We start from the raw sequence: 15834 nt of genomic DNA on the forward strand, positions 1-15834 counted from the left end.
CGTTATGAAACCAAGAGAAAGACAACAAGCTATTTTAGATTATCTGCAGATTCACGGTCGCACGCCCGTGGATCAACTCGCCGACCATTTTAAAACGACGGGTACCACTATCCGTAAAGATTTAACCGTCTTGGAAGCGGATAACAAAGTGTTACGTACTTATGGCAGCGTGGTATTAGCCGCCGCCAGCGATGAAATCGATTTACCCCTCACCAATAAAACAACCATCAATCTTGAGATCAAAAGTAAAATCGGACGCGCCGCGGCGGATCTGATTAAAAACGGCGATTCCATTATCATGGATCAAGGCAGTACCGTGTTGCAGATGGTGCCGAATTTAAGTCGGTTTGAAAACCTTACCATCATGACCAACAGCTTGCATATTATTAATGCGTTAACAGCGTTGGAATTGGATTTCGAGCTGTTAATGTGCGGCGGAACTTATCGTCCGAAATCCGGATCGTTTCACGGTATTCTGGCGGAAAGTACCGTAGAAAAATTCACTTTCGATAAGCTGTTTATCGGTACCGACGGATTTGATTTAAACGTAGGGCTCACGACCTTCAATGAAGTGCACGGCGTCAGTAAAGCCATGTGTCATGCGGCACGGGAAATTATTGTGCTGGCGGACTCCAGCAAATTTAACCGCCGCAGTCCGAATATCGTTTGTCCGCTGGAAAAAATCAATGTCGTCGTAACGGATGACGGGCTCGATAAAAGTATTCATGCTGCGTTGATTGAAAAGGGGATTCGCGTAATTATCGTAGATTAGCACCCGAATTTCGCCGTTCTCATGTATAATGCGATCAGTATTCTGTCGAAAAAAGGACAAAAAATGACCGCACTTTTCCAACAACTCCCCTCAGTTAATAAGCTGATAAATGCCCCGCAAGGGCAACGACTGATGATAAAATTCGGGCATATGGCGGTAGTGCGCGTTTGTCGTGCTTTATTACGGCAAAGTCGGGAATTTATTCGGGAAAACCGACAACTTCCCGATTTTTTACTGCAGGATAATGCCGTATTCGCTGAAATTGAGCGGCGTTTGCAGCAACAAACCCAAGTACGAATCAAATCCGTTCATAATCTCACCGGTACCGTGCTGCACACTAATTTAGGGCGCGCCTTGTGGGCGGAATCCGCACAGCAAGCGGCGTTAACGGCGATGCATGACAATGTGGCGTTAGAATATGATTTGGACGCGGGAAAACGCGGTCATCGGGATAACTATATCAGCGAACTGATTCGTCAACTGACCGGTGCCGAAGCCGCTTGCGTGGTAAACAACAATGCGGCGGCGGTGCTGTTAATACTTGCCGCTTTCGCCCGAGGCAAAGAAGTGGTGATTTCCCGCGGTGAATTAATCGAAATCGGCGGTGCGTTCCGTATTCCCGATATTATGGCGCAGGCGGGTTGTAAATTGGTTGAAGTGGGGACAACCAATCGCACCCATTTACAGGATTATCGCAACGCAATTAATGAAAATACCGCATTTTTAATGAAAGTTCACAGCAGTAACTATCAAATCTGCGGTTTCACCGGCGAGGTTTCCGAACAAGAATTGGCTGCGTTGGGCAAAGAATTCGGAATTCCTGTCATCAGCGATCTCGGCAGCGGCGCATTAACGGATTTGTCTCAATACAATCTGCCGAAAGAACCGACGGTGCAGGAAAAACTGGCGCAAGGTGTGGATTTAATTTCATTTTCCGGCGACAAGTTATTAGGCGGCCCGCAGGCGGGCATTATTGCGGGCAAAAAAGAGCTGATTCTACAACTGCAATCCCACCCGCTGAAACGGGTTTTACGGTGCGATAAAGTGATTCTGGCAGGTTTAGAAGCCACTTTGCGCTTGTATTTGCAACCTGAAAAATTGGCTGAAAAACTCACGAGTTTGTATTTACTCACACAACCGATAGAACAATTACAACAGCAAGCGGTACAATTAAAAACTAAATTAGAAAATATGCTGAAAAATGAATTTTCGCTGCAAATCGAAGCCAGTTCGGCACAAATCGGCAGCGGTTCCCAGCCTATGGCAAGAATTCCCTCTGTCGCCGTCACCGTTGCGGAAAAAAATTCGCAAAAACTGACCGCACTTTTAACCCGTTTCAAACAGCTTTCCAGTCCGATTATCGCCCGGGTGGAAAACAACAAAATCTGGCTGGATTTACGTTCTCTTGCCAGCTTTGAAAAGTTATTAATCACCTTAGATGAATTAAAATAGCGAAGAAATAAGATTATGATTATTGTCACATCCGGTCATGTCGACCATGGAAAAACCGCGTTGTTGCAGGCATTAACGGGCGTGAGTACCGCTCATTTGCCCGAAGAAAAAAAACGGGGAATGACCATTGATTTGGGTTATGCCTATTTGTCCGTAAAAGATAGCGAAAAAGAAGATAAAATTTTAGGCTTTATCGATGTGCCGGGCCATGAAAAATTCCTCGCCAATATGCTGGCGGGGCTGGGCGGCATTTATTACGCCATGTTGATTGTGGCGGCGGATGAAGGCGTGCGTGCACAAACGGAAGAACATTTGGCTATTTTGCGGTTGTTGCAGATAGACAAAATTATGGTGGTGATCACTAAAGCGGATCGTGCGGATTCGGCCCAAATCGACGATCTTCGGTATAAAATCAAACAAAATTATCCGTTTTTAGCGGAATGTCCGTTTTTTGTTACTTCTGCCGCAACGGGACAGGGCATTGCGGAATTACGGGAATTTTTGACTGCACTTCCGAATCCGGCGGAGCAAAATAAACCCTTCCGTTATGCCATCGACCGTATTTTTACCGTAAAAGGCGCGGGCACCGTGGTGACAGGTACGGCATTTAGCGGCAAGGTGGAAATTGATGACGAGCTTTATTTTTCCAACGGTGCAAAAGTTCGGGTGAAAAATATCCATGCACAAAACCGCCAAAACGCCGAAGGGCTTGCCGGTCAGCGTTTAGCATTGAATATTAATGCGGATTTTGACCGCGCTTTGATTGAACGAGGCGACTGGCTGTTTTCGCAAGCGCCTTGGGCGCCGACGGATCGTTTCACAGTGGTGTTAAATGCTGAAACACGATTGAATGAAACTCAACCGGTACATGTATATCATGCGGCGAGCCATGTGGTGGGCAAACTGGGTTTGTTAACGGCGAAAAGTGCGGTCAAAACCAGCGAAGTTTTGGCGGAAGTGTTGCTGGATAAACCGTTGTTTTTAACGTATGGCGATAAACTGATTTTGCGCAGCGGTGATAACAAGCAGTTGTTGGCAGGTGCTCGGGTGCTGGATGTGTATTCGCCGAAACGGCATAAACGCAGCGAAGCGCGGTTAAATTTTTTAACGGATTTACAGCATGCGCAAACCGCGGGTGAGCGGCTGGTTTTATATTTGCAGTCGCAAGCGGTGAACGCTGCCCGGTTAATGTGGATTGAACAACTGACCGCTTCGCAACTTGATGCTTTAATGACGGAACAACATTTGACGCATTTTCAGGAATGGTGTTTTAACCGGGATTATCAACAGACACAAATTCATCACATTTTAACGGCGCTTGAGCATTATCACGAGGCGCACAGCGATCAAGCGGGGTTGGGAAAAGCCCGTTTGTATCGCATTGCCGCCTTACAGCAACCGGAAGAACTGATTTATCATCTGATCGGGCAGTTGCTGGCGGACGGACGCCTGCAACAAAGTCGCGGTTGGCTGCATTTACCGACACACCGCATTCAATTCAACGAAGCGGAACAAGCCCTGTGGCAACAGGTGGCGGAGAAGTTTGCGGAACAAAACGGACAAGCCTTGTGGGTGCGCGAATTGGCCACGGCACTGAATATTGAGGAAACCCTGATGCGTAATTTCTGTTATAAGGCGGGGAATTTGGGTTATTTGACGGCGGTGGTGAAAGATCGCTTCTTTTTAACGGAAACCGTTTATCGATATGCCGAGAAAATTAAAGCCCTAATTGAAGCGCAAGGCGCGATTTCGGTGAATCAGCTGCGTGACGAGTTGCCGTTCGGGCGTAAATTAACGGTGCAGTTGGCGGAGTATTTTGATCGCTGCGGTTTTTTGCGTCGTAAAGGTAATGTGCATTTACTGCGGGACCGCGATATTTTCGCGCATTAGCATGCGAATTCTACCGCTTTTGGATAGGAATAACTTGACTATTTTGATCGCCGGCATAGAATTTACCGTAGTTTATTCCTATGAATATATGAATAAATGGTGTCGCCGTAATTATACGGCGAATTCAACAGTTTTACTCTCGGAGTCTTGTTATGGCATTATTTACTCAGCCATCAAAACGTCGCTACGGTGTTGCCTTTTTTGTGGGTATCATCGGCGGTCTTATTTCTGCGTTCGTTAAATGGGGGGCCGAACACCCATTCCCGCCGCGCAGTCCAATCGATTTATTTTCCGCAGCCTGTCCGCAACCGGTATTGGATGCATTAAATTCAGGCGCTTTAGCAATGGACGGTGCGTTACAACAATGTTCCCGTGCATTCTTAAATCCTCCGCATGTCTTCTTGCGCGATTATCTGGGTATCGACCCTACTCAAGCGGCATTTACCTTTGCGGATCAAGCGTTTAACTGGATTGGTGTCACTCACATTATCTTCTCGTTAGTGTTTGCTATCGGTTATTGTTTAGTGGCTGAAGTGTTCCCGAAAATTAAGTTCTGGCAAGGTATCGGTGCCGGGTTGTTGGCTTGTATCGCAGTTCACTACATTGTGTTTCCGGCAATGAATTTGACTCCGCCGGTATCCGAATGGCCATTATATGAACACGTTTCCGAAATTGTCGGTCATATTTTCTGGTTCTGGACTATTGAGGTTATCCGCCGCGATTTGCGTAACCGCATTACCGGTCAGCCGGATCCTGAAGACGAAACCCGCTAAGTTTCACACAAAAAAACCGAGATGTTTACCTCGGTTTTTTTGTATCTCTAAATCAGATCCGATAGAGGCGGTAACTGACCTGCCCGGAAGTTTTCTCCTTTAACAGCATCCAGTTTTCCGGCACGTCCGGTTGTTTTTCCCGCTCGGTTTCCACATAAATCAATGCATCCGGTCGCAACCAGTTATTTTCCGCCAGCAACCGTATTGCTTGTTCCGCCAGTCCGAAATTAAAGGGCGGATCGAGAAAGACCACATCAAAGTGCGGTCGATTCTGCACTTGTTTTAGAAATTCCAAACTGTTTTGATTGTATACGCTTGCCTGCGTTTTATCACAATTCAGCGTCTGCAGATTTTTGCTGAGCTGGCGCGCTACGGTTTTATCCAACTCCAAAAATGTCACGGATTTCGCCTGCCGGGATAAGGCTTCAAAACCGAGAGAACCGCTGCCGGCAAAGGCGTCCAGACAATTCGCACCTGCAATATAAGGCATTAACCAGTTAAACAGCGTTTCCTTTATCCGATCACCCGTCGGGCGTAAACCTTGTGCATTCAGCACCGGCAATTTACGTCCGCGCCAACGCCCCGCAATAATGCGTACCTCACCTTTCGGATTCGCCGCTTGAGCCGCTGTATTTCGTGGTTTTGTGTGTTTTTTCATACGGATAAATGATAGACTATGCGAAATTTTGACGCATTTTAACAGAAAAAGAGAGCATTATGGCAGAGGATAAGAAAAAAGGCGGTTTTTGGTCTTGGTTAGGCTTGGGTAAAAAGAAAGAAGAACAAGCCGTTGCGGATAAAATTGATGATATCGTTGACGAGATAAAAGATACAATTGATGAGGCTGGCGACAAGATTGATGAGGTTGCCGACAGAATCGAAGATAAATTCGAGGAAATAGGCGATAAAGTCGAAGAAGGGTTAGAACAGATTCAAGCACGGCTTGATGAAAAACTTGATGAAGCGGAACAACGTCTTAGCGAAGAAACCGTTGAGCAGCTGGAACATTTTGTGCAATCGGAAACACAAAATTCTTTGCAAAATCCGACCGCACTTGAACCGGTTCAAACGGAACAATTAGTAGCGGATGTTCATCCGACGCCGGTAAAAACGCTGAACCAAGCAGAAGAACATTTAACTTCTGCGGATAACGAGGCGGCAAGTGCTGCTCTAACCGAGGAAACGGCGGCGGGAACACAAGAAAGTGCGGTGGATTTTTCACCGGTTTCGGAAGATGAAGTCGTGTCGGGTGCTTCGGAAAAGGACGAACTTGCCGTACCGGTGGAAACCCGGGAAAAACCGAGTGAAGGCGGGTTCTTCAGCCGTTTATTGAAAGGTTTGGTAAAAACCAAACAGAATATCGGCGCCGGATTCCGTTCTTTCTTCAGCGGCAAGAAAATTGATGACGAGTTGTTTGAAGAATTGGAAGAACAATTGTTAATCGCCGATATCGGCGTACCGACTACCTCTAAAATCATTACAAATCTGGAGCAGCATGCAACCCGTCAACAGTTGAAAGACGCGGATTTACTGTATCAGCAGTTGAAACAGGAAATGGCGGAAATTCTAAAACCGGTGGCGCGACCTCTTGTAATCGACGGTTCGAAAAAGCCGTATGTGATTCTGATGGTGGGCGTGAACGGCGTGGGAAAAACGACCACTATCGGTAAATTGGCGCGTCAATTCCAACAGCAGGGTAAGTCTGTGATGTTGGCGGCGGGCGATACTTTCCGTGCGGCGGCGGTAGAACAGCTTCAGGTTTGGGGCGAACGCAATCATATTCCGGTGGTGGCACAAAGTACGGGTTCCGATTCGGCCTCGGTGATTTTTGACGCTATGCAGTCCGCTTCAGCGCGTAACATTGATATTTTAATCGCCGACACGGCGGGACGTTTGCAGAACAAAAACAATCTGATGGACGAGTTGAAAAAAATCGTTCGCGTTATTAAAAAATACGATGAAAGCGCGCCGCACGAAATTATGCTGACACTGGATGCCGGCACGGGGCAAAACGCGGTCAGCCAGGCGAGATTATTCAATGAAGCCGTGGGTTTAACCGGTATCAGTCTAACTAAGCTGGACGGTACGGCGAAAGGCGGCGTGATTTTTGCTATCGCCGATCAGTTCAATCTGCCGATTCGTTACATCGGTGTCGGTGAAAAAATCGAAGATTTACGCACTTTCGACGCAGACGAATTTATCGACGCGTTGTTTACTCATGAATCCGTGTAGACGGGAAAGCCAAGGTAAAACAGACGAAAGCGTGGGAAGTTACCCACACTTTCGGGTTATGATGTGTTGATTGTACTGTCAGGATGTTAACATATCGATCAATAATGAATCATTGCCGAATCCGCCTGATTTGGTCATGACATTCAGGCCTTTATAAGGACCTCCGGTGATAGTGCATAACGGTACGCCCGGAACGACAGCATAAGAAACTTTCATTTCGGAAATATCCATTTTTTCCAGCAATGTTGCCGCTCCGTCGCCTCCAAATAAAATCAGCGAGTCAAATTTTTCATTATTTAACGCATATAGCCCCAACTCGGCTAAATATTCGGCAATCTTTCTGGCGACTTCATTAATATTACCAAACGTATGATTAACGACTTTTGCAGGATTAGCTCTAATAATCACATTTTCATCACCGGAATGAATTAAAGCGGTGAGCTGTGAAATTAAAGCTTGGCCGGAAAGTTCATGATTAATCAGTTGTGACGGAGACGGATTAAAGACGATAGATTTGCCGCCGACGCCGGATATGTATTGATCTACCTGGTTTTGGCTCGTTTCATGAATAGACGTAACCAGAATCAGCGCTCGGCCCAAATCTATTTTTTCTTTTTTAACCGAGCCCTTAGCGGATAGTTTTAACTTTTGAGCCAGCCCTGCGGAGCCTACCGGGATAATTTTGTTTCCCAACTGACTGATAGTGTCGGCTATGATCGAAAGATCATCTTCCGTTTTAGCATCAATTACGATTTGTCTGTTTTGTACCATGTTAATTTGTTTAATCAGCTCATGGCTATTCGAACAGGCAAGGCAAATAGCTTCGGGTAATAAATCTTGCATTGACGAAGACGTTACCGGGCATATTGCATCTTTTCCCGAAGCCGTTTCATTCACAGGTACGCCGTTAACATATAAATTCCCGTTTTCGATGGTTCTTCCCATTTCTGGGTAGGCCGGACAGATAACGGCCTTACTATCCGGATACAGCGTTTCCCAAGCCGCCAGGGCACCTTCAATCTGATGAGATACGGAACCTCTCATAGTAGAATCTATTTTAAGGTAAATCCGATTAATTCCTTTTTCAATCCCTTTTAAAACTGTGTCCTTGGTTTTACGTTTTGCCTTTTCTGCTATAGGTCTTGAATCCGTTGATACGGAAAATATTTCCGCATCGGCAATGTCTGTTGATTCAAGGGAATGGATATTGGTTTCCAAGAGAGTATTAAATCCGGCTTCGGCAAACATTACGCCGGTATCGTTCGCACCGGTTAAATCATCGGCAATCACAAGCAATTTGTCATTTTTCATATTAATTTCCTCCTGTTGGTGATTGTGCTAAACCGCCTTGACGTTTTAATACCCAAGCGGCAAAAAGTGGTGCAAGAATTGCAGAAACAAGTACGGCCGCGGCAATTTGTGCCGTAGCAGTTTGAACGAACGGTGCGAAATTCGGATCCGCCTGGGCAACGATTTCCGGTGTGATAATCGCATTACCTGCCGTTGTACCCGCTGCAAAACCGATACCCGATTGATTCCCGCGCTTTAAAATAGTTTTATAGCCGATAAAAACCAAAAAACCGGTCAGTAACGAGGCGATAATTCCCAATATAACTCCGGTCAGCCCGCCTGTTACGATAGCCTGGAGATTAATTCCGGTTCCCAGGGCAAACGCAAAGAAAGGAATGACGATTGAACCGGTCGGCTTCATTAAATTTGTCCATTTAGGATCAAGATTGCCGATAACCATACCGACCAGTAGCGGAATAACGGCGGCAAGCATTAAGGATAACGGAATATCCGCAAGCCCGGATGCGCCTAAAAATAGTAATACGAAGAAAGGACCGTCATTGACGGCGGAGGCGATATAAGCGCCCTGATCCCGATAATCGCCGTATTTACCGGTGAATGCCAGCCAAATACCGCCGTTGGAATTGGCTACTACGGTAAGCATGGCCAGTAATGAAATACCGATAATTCCGTCATTTCCGATAAAAAATCCCAGAATGGTTATCAATGCGGCCGGTATAAGCGTTTTACATAATAAAATAACCCCGGTATGGGCAAGAACGGGGCCTGAACTTTTAACCGTAATCTGCATACCCGTAGCAAAAATAAGCAATGCGATCAAAGGGCCCGCCGATGACTTGAAAAGTGCGGTGGTAAACGACCCCAACCCTAAAAATTCAGGAAAAAACGTTCCGACTATTGAGCCCAGAATTAGCGGAATAACCATTGCTCCTCCGGGTATTTTGTTCATTCCGTCATATAAAGGGATAATCGATTGTTCCGTTTGGTTTGTGGTAGCCATAGTAATCATCCTCTTAATTGTTAAATATTTGCTATTTAGCGTCGAGATATAAACTTACCGTCATACTGCTCCCGACTACATTTTCCAGCACTAGGAAGTGCTGGTACCGTGATATTTATAGGAGTAATCCGGCGATGATATTTACAATGTTTTTCGGGCTGATTAACTTGATAGGTATGCGGTGTTGGTCGTGATATATCACGGTTGCCATATTAAATTTGCCTAAATTATCCGCCCGATGAAAAACAGTATTGGGAGAAAACGGGTTGACGATATTAATGTCTTTACTTGGACATATTTTATTGTCGGGCCGATTCCTACCGTATCGCTTACAGCTATAAGCTAAACCGGTGTTTACTTTGTATTTTGTAATTTTTGATTGAAAGTAATCACTTGATGTCCAAGCTAGACGGAGTATAACCATAAAAAATGGTTTAAACTGTGAACAAGATCACAAAATTGATTTATTTAATTCATTGTGAGGAAAATAAATCAATGTAAATAGAGGGATATCTCAGATATGAACAAAGAACGGATTGCTATGAATAGCAATTTTTCCGTATAAAACGAATCGCTGTTAAAAACGGCTCAATAATAAAAAAGCAGCGATGAACGCTGCTTTATTTAGTGAATTTAAAACGGATTAAAAATTGACCGCGCTTTTTAGTTTTTTTAATGCATTGCTTTCAAGTTGGCGGACGCGTTCGGCAGAGATGTTATATTTCGCCGCTAAGTCGTGGAGCGTTGCTTTATTTTCATCTAACCAGCGGGTTTTGATGATGTCTTGGCTGCGAGCATCCAGCGTTTCCATGGCGACGGTTAACTGATCCACTGCTTGAGTTTCGAAATTTTCGTTTTCCAGTTCGGCCGCGAAGTTTGAGCTTTTATCTTCCAAATACATTGACGGTGCAAAAGTTTCTTCTTCGGCGTCGTCTGCCGGCAAATCAAAACCTATGTCGGCACCGGTCATACGGCTTTCCATTTCGATCACATCTTCTTTGGATACGCCGAGTTCGTTAGCCACTAAATCCACTTCATTTTCGCTGAACCAGCCTAAACGTTGTTTGGTTTTACGCAAATTAAAGAACAATTTGCGTTGCGCTTTGGTGGTCGCGACTTTGACGATACGCCAGTTTTTCAACACGTATTCGTGAATTTCGGCTTTAATCCAATGTACGGCGAATGATACTAAACGTACCCCCATTTCCGGATTGAAACGGCGTACGGCTTTCATTAAACCTATATTTCCTTCCTGAATTAAATCCGCTTGCGGCAGACCGTATCCGGCATAACCGCGCGCCACATGAATGACGAAACGAAGGTGTGACAGGATCAACGCTTTAGCCGCGTCTAAATCGTCCTGATAGTATAGACGCTCTGCATAGTCTTTTTCCTGTTCCGCAGTCAACATAGGATATTCGTTGGCGGCACGGATATAACCTTCAAGATTACCTTGCGGGACTAACATCATTTGAGCTTCTTTATTCATTATCTTCCTTCTTAGTTCTTGATGAACTGCGTCATCTGATTATTACATAAAAAATCGAAAGCACCAATTTCACTTTCAATTTTATGTTAAATAAGACTGTATATCCGGCGAAAAAGTTCAGATGAATTATCATGTTTTTGTATGTTTTTCGCAACTGCTTATTTCGTCAGCGGTTGTAATAGATAGCAGTCGTTTTCCGCAATGACGTCCATTAGTAAATCGATATTCGGATGTTTGCCGGGATGAATTTTAGCATCGACAGTATGTTCTGCAAACAGTTCCAAGCCTTTTTCGGCGGAAGTGCGGTCAAGTTTGGCATCGAATTTTTGCGCAAGCGCATAATAAACCCGCAGCGAACCTAACTTGCCAGGAGCGGCGGGAATGTGGTGAATTACCGTTTCTCCGTTTAAAACATTTAAACCGCTCAAATGATCGATACCTGGTAAGGTTTCTAAAATCGTATTGAAATTCATATTCTTACTTCTCTTTTACTACTAACCGATAGCGTTTTCCGCATTAACTTCACCGTTTTCACCGATGAAACGTACTTCCGGTGAAAGATAAATATCAAATTTTGCCGCTACCGCCTGGCGAATATGGTGGGCGAGTTCTACTACATCGGAACCGGTGGCATTGCCTTTGTTAATTAAGACTAACGCTTGTTTTTCGTGTACCGCCGCACCGCCTAATTGATAACCTTTCAGATGACATTGGTCGATGAGCCAGCCCGCCGCCAGTTTGACGAAGCCGTCACCTTGCGGATAGTGAGGAATGGCAGGGTATTCTGCCTGTAATATTCGGAATTGTTCTTCCGTGACAATCGGATTTTTAAAAAAGCTGCCGGCGTTACCGATTTGTTGCGGATCCGGCAGTTTGGCGCGGCGAATAGCACATACTTCGTCAAAAATTCTTTTGGCGCTGACCGCACTCGGATCAAGCTCGCTTAATGTTCCGTATTTCAGTACCGGTTTCCAGTTTTTAGCTAATTTTAAACCGACGGCAATCACCATAAAATCACCGCTATATTGGTGCTTGAATACGCTGTCGCGATAACCGAATCGGCATTCTGCCTTGGTTAACCGAAAGATTTTGTTCTGAACAAGATCCAATACTTCCACATAATCGCAGACATCTTTAAATTCTACGCCGTAAGCACCGATGTTTTGTACCGGTGCCGTACCCGCGCAGCCCGGAATTAAGGCGAGGTTTTCCAGTCCGAAAATGCCTTGCTCCAGCGACCACGCTACCAGATTATGCCAGTTTTCTCCGCCGTTAACGTGTAAATAATGAAAATCCGCATCTTCTTTGTGCTCAATCCCCTGCAATCGGTTAATTAAAACCGTTCCGCGGAAATCCTTTAAAAACAGTACGTTGCTGCCTTGTCCCAAAAATAAAACAGGTTGACCGACGTCGCGCGCATTTTGCCAGGCAGTGTGCAATTGCGATAATTCGGTGATTTCAACGATATTCTTGGCATTGGCCGCAATCCCGAAAGTATTGAATGAAAGGAGATTTTTCATAGTATTTCTCATTTGGGGAAAAGAAAACGTTAGTCTAACGATAGTTTTTCATGAACGCAAATTATTAGAGAAAATGACCGCACTTTGGCGGTCTTAATCCGGAGTTAATGGAAGTAATTGACAATTATTAGGAAGATTTTCAGTACGGTAGCGTTTAATAAGTCGATAAAAAACGCCCCGACCATCGGTACGATTAAGAACGCTTTATGAGAAGGACCGAAATGAGCCGTAACCGCTTGCATATTGGCGACGGCGGTCGGTGTTGCGCCCAGTCCGAAACCGCAGTGACCGGCACTCAATACCACGGCGTCGTAATCTTTACCCATGGCGCGATAAGTGATGAAAACGGAATATAGTACCATAACGATAATTTGTGAGACTAAGACGACAAAAATCGGTAAGGCTAAGCCGGCTAATTCCCATAATTTCAGTGACATCAGGGCAATAGCAAGGAAAATCGATAATCCTACCGTACCCAATACGTCCACCGCTTCATCCGCTACTTTGAATTTAAAAATATGAGCCAGACTGTTGCGAATAATCACCCCGGTAAACAAACACCAAACGAAAGTCGGTAATTGAAATGCCGTACCTTTCGCCGCCATATCCAGATGCTGGCCCACGAATAGGCAGATGGACATCATAGTAATGGTTTCAATGATGGTACGCGTATTCACTTTACGGCGGTAAACCGGTTTCTCGAAGGCTTCTTCCACATCGTCGATATTTTCGTCTTCCGCCACTTCGTCTTTATGCATACGTTTTAACAGGAATTTTGCCACCGGACCGCCGAGAATCCCGCCGAAGACCAATCCGAAGGTTGCGCATGCCATGGCAATTTCCATTGCGCTGGAAATACCGAATTGCTTGCTCAGCGTATCCGCCCAGGCAGCGCCGGTTCCGTGTCCTCCGGTTAGCGTTACCGAACCGGCGATTAAACCGTAAGCGGGATCCAATCCTAATGCCATGGCTCCGAAAACACCGACGGAGTCTTGAATAAAGATAAGCCCCGCCGCAATGATCAAGAACACAATCAGCGGTTTGCCGCCTTTTACCAAGCGGGCAAAATTCGCACTTAAACCGATAGAGCTGAAAAAAACCAACATCATGGTCGTTTGTAAGTTTTTATCAAACCCGAAACTGGTTCCCCATAGCTCGTGCACTACCGTTAATAAAATAGCGACAATAAACCCGCCTACAACAGGTTCCGGGATGTTAAATTCGTTTAACACGCGAATGCGTTTGACTAAAAAATAACCTAATAATAAAACCAAACAGGCAAGAGCCAGGGTTTCATAAGTATCAAAAATCATATACATCCTTTGGGAGTATCTAATAAAAATAAACGTTCAATCTAACAGAAAAAACGATTGCGTGCCAGTAGAACACATTTGTTATTCTATTTACATTTTAAATAACTGATTATTTATTCATTATATATTGACAGTACAATAAGTGTTTGTTAATTTTTTATGTATATAAAATCAGTTTCTAGCGGCGGAGTGATTGTATGAAACAGTTGGATATTAAATTTGTCAAGGAGCGGGACAGCCAAAAGGCCGCACAACAAGCGGTAATAATAACGCAATTGGAAACCTGCTTAGCGGAGCGGATTAGTGAAGTTTTTAAGGAAGTAAATGTGCGAGTGCGCTTTTCCAGTGCCGCCGGCGTAGAAGTGACAGGATTTAAGGATAAGGAAGAACGAGAACGCTTTATGCGGTTTCTGGAAGAATTGTGGACGGATGACGGTTTGTCGGATATGGCGTAACGGCAAAAGTGCGGTCGAAAAAATAATGTTTTTCCGACCGCACTTTGAAGATTTATAGCTTTATACCGTAGCGGTGTTGTTTTCGGAATTGCTCTTGCTTTCTTCTACCACTCGTTGACGGAACCGCATGGCGGCAAAATGATAGAACGGTTTCGGCATAATTTGACGGGAAACGAAAGAGGCGATTAAACCGCCGATTAATGACCAGACTAATATCGGCTGGCTACCCGTCATTTCCATAACTATTACACCGGCGGTCAGCGGGGATTGGGTCGCGCCCGCTAAAAAGCTGACCATGCATAGTAAAACCAACAGGCGGGGGTCGATTAATCCCTGAGTAAACGCCGAAATATGTGCACCGATTCCGGCGCCGATGGTGAGAGACGGCGTGAAAATGCCACCGGCAATACCTGTCCAGTAAGTGCTGACGGTGGCAAATAATTTAGCAATGCCGAGGGATTCGGGTTGAATAACTTCTCCTGCTAAAGCGTTGGCAACCACATGATAACCCGTGCCATAGGTTTGTCCGTGGGTATAAGTGCCGAGCGCGGCGAGAATTATTCCCAAAAACAGTGCCACGATAACCGGATGACGGCGCACCCAACCGCGTAAAAATGTCGGAGATACCCCTGCAATGCCTTTTGCCAAAAGGCGTGCGAAAATTCCACTGAGTATCCCGCATATTACTCCGCACAACAATACCCATAACAACATATTGTTAACTAATGTTGCTCCTTGATATTGCGGGAAGTAAGGGTTATTTCCTTCAATAACGACCAAAATGACGCCGGCGGCAAATACACCGAACAATACGCGCCGTTCCCAGCGTAATAAGATGCCGCGTCCTAATTCTTCCAGCGCAAAAATTACCCCGGACAACGGCGCGTTAAAAGCCGCGGCTAAACCGCCGCCCGCACCGGCAGCCATTAATTCGTTGGCATTAAGTCCGGTGAATGCCATGCCGTAACGACGACATAAATTACCCCACGCCAACATCACTGCCGCGCCCACCTGAACGGAAGGTCCTTCACGTCCGACGGAAGCGCCGATAAGCATGGCTAAAAATGTGAGCGGAATTTTCCACAGCGTTTGTCCAAAAGTAATCAATCGGCTTTTTTGTGCACCGTGAGGCAGACTGAGCGAAGCGATAACCTGTGGAATACCGCTGCCTCCGACATAAGGTGTATAACGCGGGGTAAACCAGGCAAGCGCCGCCATACCGAACGGTAATACAAACCAAACGGCGATAGGGTAGCGGGTTGCCCATTGCGTATTCCATTCCAACCCTAAATCTGCCAGCTTAGCAAATCCTAAGGAAAACAGCGCCACAAGGGCTGCCCCGATCAGCAAACAGGTGAATTCGATGGTTTTATGAGAAATGCGGTGAGTCTGACGCAATTTTTTGTGCAGAATATAACGAAATCCGGCTCTAACAGAAGAATGATGTTGCATAATTTGGAATAAAGATAGTATGAATGGGAAAAATTATACCGAGAAAGACGAAAGTGCGGTGAAAAAACTTCACATTTTTTATTTACAGGACTGCTTTACAGCGCTGTTGTTATCAATCAACTATAAAGTTAAAAACAATATTTTTATGGCCGCACTTTTGTGATCTGGATCACAA

At 45.3% G+C, this 15834-nt stretch carries 15 protein-coding genes; 6 read left to right on the forward strand and 9 right to left on the reverse strand.

From position 1 onward, the window contains the following. Positions 1–4: 4 nt before the first annotated feature. The 4 genes from srlR (at position 5) to ASUC_RS02300 (ending at position 4887) form a co-directional block, all read left to right on the forward strand. Positions 5–772, forward strand: a complete 768-nt coding sequence (gene srlR / locus ASUC_RS02285) for a glucitol operon DNA-binding transcriptional repressor SrlR (RefSeq protein ID WP_012072202.1) — start codon at positions 5–7, stop codon at positions 770–772. 63 nt (positions 773–835) lie between these two features. Then, a complete protein-coding gene (gene selA / locus ASUC_RS02290) occupies positions 836–2224 on the forward strand; it encodes an L-seryl-tRNA(Sec) selenium transferase (RefSeq protein WP_041834703.1) in 1389 nt (462 codons plus the stop codon). Positions 2225–2239: 15 nt separating this feature from the next. Beyond that, positions 2240–4114, forward strand: coding sequence for a selenocysteine-specific translation elongation factor (selB, locus tag ASUC_RS02295; protein ID WP_012072204.1), 1875 nt, complete (start codon positions 2240–2242; stop codon positions 4112–4114). A 152-nt stretch (positions 4115–4266) separates the two neighbouring features. After that, complete coding sequence (locus tag ASUC_RS02300) at positions 4267–4887, forward strand: YagU family protein (RefSeq protein ID WP_012072205.1); 621 nt, start codon at positions 4267–4269, stop codon at positions 4885–4887. Between the two features lie 52 nt (positions 4888–4939). On the opposite strand, the gene rsmD is transcribed toward ASUC_RS02300, so the two are convergent. Further along, positions 4940–5545, reverse strand: coding sequence for a 16S rRNA (guanine(966)-N(2))-methyltransferase RsmD (rsmD, locus tag ASUC_RS02305; RefSeq protein WP_012072206.1), 606 nt, complete (start codon positions 5543–5545; stop codon positions 4940–4942). 59 nt (positions 5546–5604) lie between these two features. Between rsmD and ftsY the strand changes: the two genes are divergently transcribed. Then, complete coding sequence (gene ftsY, locus ASUC_RS02310; protein WP_012072207.1) at positions 5605–7119, forward strand: signal recognition particle-docking protein FtsY; 1515 nt, start codon at positions 5605–5607, stop codon at positions 7117–7119. A gap of 78 nt (positions 7120–7197) precedes the next feature. Here the strand turns inward: ftsY and ASUC_RS02315 are convergent, their stop codons facing one another. The 7 genes from ASUC_RS02315 to gltS all read right to left on the reverse strand — a co-directional run bounded on the left by ASUC_RS02315 (position 7198) and on the right by gltS (position 13752). Further along, positions 7198–8430: a four-carbon acid sugar kinase family protein gene (locus tag ASUC_RS02315; RefSeq protein ID WP_012072208.1), complete on the reverse strand. Its 1233-nt coding sequence runs from the start codon at positions 8428–8430 to the stop codon at positions 7198–7200. 1 nt (position 8431) lies between these two features. Next, positions 8432–9430 carry a 2-keto-3-deoxygluconate permease gene (locus ASUC_RS02320; RefSeq protein ID WP_012072209.1) on the reverse strand — a complete coding sequence of 333 codons (999 nt, stop codon included), beginning with the start codon at positions 9428–9430 and terminating at the stop codon, positions 8432–8434. 115 nt (positions 9431–9545) lie between these two features. Continuing rightward, positions 9546–9854 (reverse strand): 4-hydroxythreonine-4-phosphate dehydrogenase PdxA, encoded by a 309-nt coding sequence (locus ASUC_RS11385; RefSeq protein ID WP_083757683.1) that lies wholly within the window; start codon positions 9852–9854, stop codon positions 9546–9548. Positions 9855–10073: 219 nt separating this feature from the next. Continuing rightward, positions 10074–10919: an RNA polymerase sigma factor RpoH gene (rpoH, locus tag ASUC_RS02325; protein ID WP_012072210.1), complete on the reverse strand. Its 846-nt coding sequence runs from the start codon at positions 10917–10919 to the stop codon at positions 10074–10076. Positions 10920–11077: 158 nt separating this feature from the next. Next, positions 11078–11392 carry a DUF2322 family protein gene (locus tag ASUC_RS02330; RefSeq protein ID WP_012072211.1) on the reverse strand — a complete coding sequence of 105 codons (315 nt, stop codon included), beginning with the start codon at positions 11390–11392 and terminating at the stop codon, positions 11078–11080. 21 nt (positions 11393–11413) lie between these two features. Beyond that, complete coding sequence (gene murB / locus ASUC_RS02335; RefSeq protein ID WP_041834597.1) at positions 11414–12439, reverse strand: UDP-N-acetylmuramate dehydrogenase; 1026 nt, start codon at positions 12437–12439, stop codon at positions 11414–11416. 104 nt (positions 12440–12543) lie between these two features. Next, the gene (gene gltS / locus ASUC_RS02340; protein ID WP_012072213.1) at positions 12544–13752 is read right to left on the reverse strand and encodes a sodium/glutamate symporter; all 1209 of its coding nucleotides are present in this window, start codon (positions 13750–13752) and stop codon (positions 12544–12546) included. Positions 13753–13949: 197 nt separating this feature from the next. Between gltS and ASUC_RS02345 the strand changes: the two genes are divergently transcribed. Beyond that, positions 13950–14207, forward strand: a complete 258-nt coding sequence (locus ASUC_RS02345) for a DinI-like family protein (protein WP_012072214.1) — start codon at positions 13950–13952, stop codon at positions 14205–14207. A 60-nt stretch (positions 14208–14267) separates the two neighbouring features. Here ASUC_RS02345 and ASUC_RS02350 read toward each other — a convergent pair whose 3' ends face one another. Then, entirely contained in the window at positions 14268–15659 is a 1392-nt protein-coding gene (locus ASUC_RS02350; protein ID WP_012072215.1) for a chloride channel protein, read from the reverse strand. Positions 15660–15834 lie beyond the last annotated feature (175 nt).

The organism is Actinobacillus succinogenes 130Z, assembly GCF_000017245.1.
Taxonomy (GTDB): domain Bacteria; phylum Pseudomonadota; class Gammaproteobacteria; order Enterobacterales; family Pasteurellaceae; genus Exercitatus; species Exercitatus succinogenes.

Bases quoted from the DNA above. Each gene is read 5' to 3' on its own strand.
- ASUC_RS02300 (WP_012072205.1), top strand. From the start codon at position 4,267: ATGGCATTATTTACTCAGCCATCAAAACGTCGCTACGGTGTTGCCTTT.
- ASUC_RS02330 (WP_012072211.1), bottom strand. From the start codon at position 11,392: ATGAATTTCAATACGATTTTAGAAACCTTACCAGGTATCGATCATTTG.
- selB (WP_012072204.1), top strand. From the start codon at position 2,240: ATGATTATTGTCACATCCGGTCATGTCGACCATGGAAAAACCGCGTTG.
- ftsY (WP_012072207.1), top strand. From the start codon at position 5,605: ATGGCAGAGGATAAGAAAAAAGGCGGTTTTTGGTCTTGGTTAGGCTTG.
- murB (WP_041834597.1), bottom strand. From the start codon at position 12,439: ATGAAAAATCTCCTTTCATTCAATACTTTCGGGATTGCGGCCAATGCC.
- rpoH (WP_012072210.1), bottom strand. From the start codon at position 10,919: ATGAATAAAGAAGCTCAAATGATGTTAGTCCCGCAAGGTAATCTTGAA.
- ASUC_RS02350 (WP_012072215.1), bottom strand. From the start codon at position 15,659: ATGCAACATCATTCTTCTGTTAGAGCCGGATTTCGTTATATTCTGCAC.
- srlR (WP_012072202.1), top strand. From the start codon at position 5: ATGAAACCAAGAGAAAGACAACAAGCTATTTTAGATTATCTGCAGATT.
- gltS (WP_012072213.1), bottom strand. From the start codon at position 13,752: ATGATTTTTGATACTTATGAAACCCTGGCTCTTGCCTGTTTGGTTTTA.
- ASUC_RS02345 (WP_012072214.1), top strand. From the start codon at position 13,950: ATGAAACAGTTGGATATTAAATTTGTCAAGGAGCGGGACAGCCAAAAG.
- ASUC_RS02315 (WP_012072208.1), bottom strand. From the start codon at position 8,430: ATGAAAAATGACAAATTGCTTGTGATTGCCGATGATTTAACCGGTGCG.
- selA (WP_041834703.1), top strand. From the start codon at position 836: ATGACCGCACTTTTCCAACAACTCCCCTCAGTTAATAAGCTGATAAAT.
- ASUC_RS02320 (WP_012072209.1), bottom strand. From the start codon at position 9,430: ATGGCTACCACAAACCAAACGGAACAATCGATTATCCCTTTATATGAC.
- ASUC_RS11385 (WP_083757683.1), bottom strand. From the start codon at position 9,854: ATGGTTATACTCCGTCTAGCTTGGACATCAAGTGATTACTTTCAATCA.
- rsmD (WP_012072206.1), bottom strand. From the start codon at position 5,545: ATGAAAAAACACACAAAACCACGAAATACAGCGGCTCAAGCGGCGAAT.